3 protein-coding genes and 1 pseudogene are annotated in these 1,575 nt (G+C 45.5%); 2 read left to right on the forward strand and 2 right to left on the reverse strand.

Annotated elements, in window-relative coordinates:
• Together B9T16_RS28535 and B9T16_RS28540 are read right to left on the reverse strand one after the other, a co-directional pair.
• Nucleotides 1–732, reverse strand: a 732-nt coding sequence (locus tag B9T16_RS28535; protein ID WP_410246373.1) for a tetratricopeptide repeat protein, incomplete at its 3' end; no start/stop codon positions are given.
• 154 nt (nucleotides 733–886) lie between these two features.
• Nucleotides 887–1,015, reverse strand: a complete 129-nt coding sequence (locus B9T16_RS28540) for a hypothetical protein (RefSeq protein WP_410246374.1) — start codon at nucleotides 1,013–1,015, stop codon at nucleotides 887–889.
• 70 nt (nucleotides 1,016–1,085) lie between these two features.
• On the opposite strand from B9T16_RS28540, the gene B9T16_RS28545 reads away from it, so the two are divergent.
• Together B9T16_RS28545 and B9T16_RS28550 are read left to right on the forward strand one after the other, a co-directional pair.
• Complete coding sequence (locus B9T16_RS28545) at nucleotides 1,086–1,238, forward strand: hypothetical protein (protein ID WP_410246375.1); 153 nt, start codon at nucleotides 1,086–1,088, stop codon at nucleotides 1,236–1,238.
• A gap of 33 nt (nucleotides 1,239–1,271) precedes the next feature.
• Nucleotides 1,272–1,575, forward strand: a pseudogene (locus B9T16_RS28550) (hypothetical protein); the annotation flags it as partial.

The raw sequence follows: 1,575 nt of genomic DNA on the forward strand, positions 1-1,575 counted from the left end.
CAACCTAGAAACCAAAATAATTGGCTTTTTATTGTGCCAAGTTCTAAAACCCAAACGCAAATAGTAAGTTTCAGGAGTCGTATTAAMTACATTAGTTATAAACTCAGAAAAATTTGCTCCTGACGTGGAAATGTAAAAATATGGGCCTAATGTTTGAGAATTGGGAATAGCAGAGTATGGACTGAGTATGAGTTTTTGATGTTTATCCAMAAACTCAACTTGTATTAAAGCCTGATTATGAGTAGGAGGCTGTTCCGAAGAACTTTGACCGCTTATGGAATAACTTGTTAAAGGTTTAACAGGTACAGTCACCCATATCGGTTGTTCAGTTAATTCGATAAAATCTTCATTCTCGGAAAGACAAAATCCCGGTTCAAGAGTATAAAATAAAGGCTTATACTTACCATGGAATTCATATAATAAATCTGGCTTAATCTGAATTCCTTGTCTCAAATAATAAATCGCTTTATCCCAACAATCTTGCTGAATAAAAACCCGACCCAAATTAATATAAAACCAAGCAGAATTAGGATTAATTTCAATTGCCTTTTGATACTCAGTAACAGCCTTATCTAACTTTCCCTGCTTAACCAAAGCATCCCCCAAGCCATGATAAGCCCAAGCAAAATGGGGGTTAATATCTATTACCTGATGATAAAGAGCGATCGCCTCATCCAACCTCCCAGACCGTTTCAACTGATTCGCCTGTCTCAGCAACTCACCCGCACTCATTCCCTCACCACTCCTCATAACTAGCTTACCAACACACCCACCCCCTGACATATCCCAGCATTATATCCTATCACGAGACTGACGCAACTTGACAAACATCTACCGAGCGATTCTCGGAAGTGCGTTCGCGCAGCGTGCCCGTAGGGCGTATCGCCTATCGCCTCGGAAGTGCATTCCCGTAGCCTCTCGGAATTGCGATCGCCTCATCCAACTTCCCAGACCGTTTCAACTGATTCGCCTGTCTCAGCAACTCACCCGCACTCATTCCTTGACCACTCCTCATAACTAGCTTACCAACACACCCACCCCCTGACATATCCCAGTATCATACCATATCACGAGACTGACGCAACTTGACAAACATCTACCGAGCGATTCTCGGAAGTGCGTTCGCGCAGCGTGCCCGTAGGGCGTATCGCCTATCGCCTCGCCAGTGCATTCCCGTAGCCTCTCGGAAGTGCGATCGCATCTTACCAGAAAGCGATCGCATAGTGGAAAGTGGCTAAAATGGATGATTGAGACACCTGAGAGGAACCCCCATGACCACCAATGCTGACGATGTTTGGAGGCTGCTGGCGGAACTGGCAGAAGCCCAGAAAGAAACCGAACGCCAATTTCAAGAAACCCGGCAACTCCTCCAGCGACAATCCCAAGAAAGCGATCGCCGCTTCCGAGAACAATCCCAAGAAAGCGATCGCCGCTTCCGGGAAACCGAACGAATAATCAAACAACAGAATGAAAAACTCAACCAGGAATTAGGCAAACTGGGAAACCGCCTCGGAGAATTTGTCGAATGGCAGGTACGCCCCGCCGCCGTCCAACTATTTCAAAAAAGGGGAATTG

It is taken from the genome of Arthrospira sp. PCC 8006, from assembly GCF_046480465.1.
Classification (GTDB): Bacteria; Cyanobacteriota; Cyanobacteriia; order Cyanobacteriales; family Microcoleaceae; genus Limnospira; species Limnospira platensis.

Coding starts and splice junctions, on each gene's coding strand:
- B9T16_RS28540 (WP_410246374.1), bottom strand. CDS start 1,015: ATGAGGAGTGGTCAAGGAATGAGTGCGGGTGAGTTGCTGAGACAGGCG.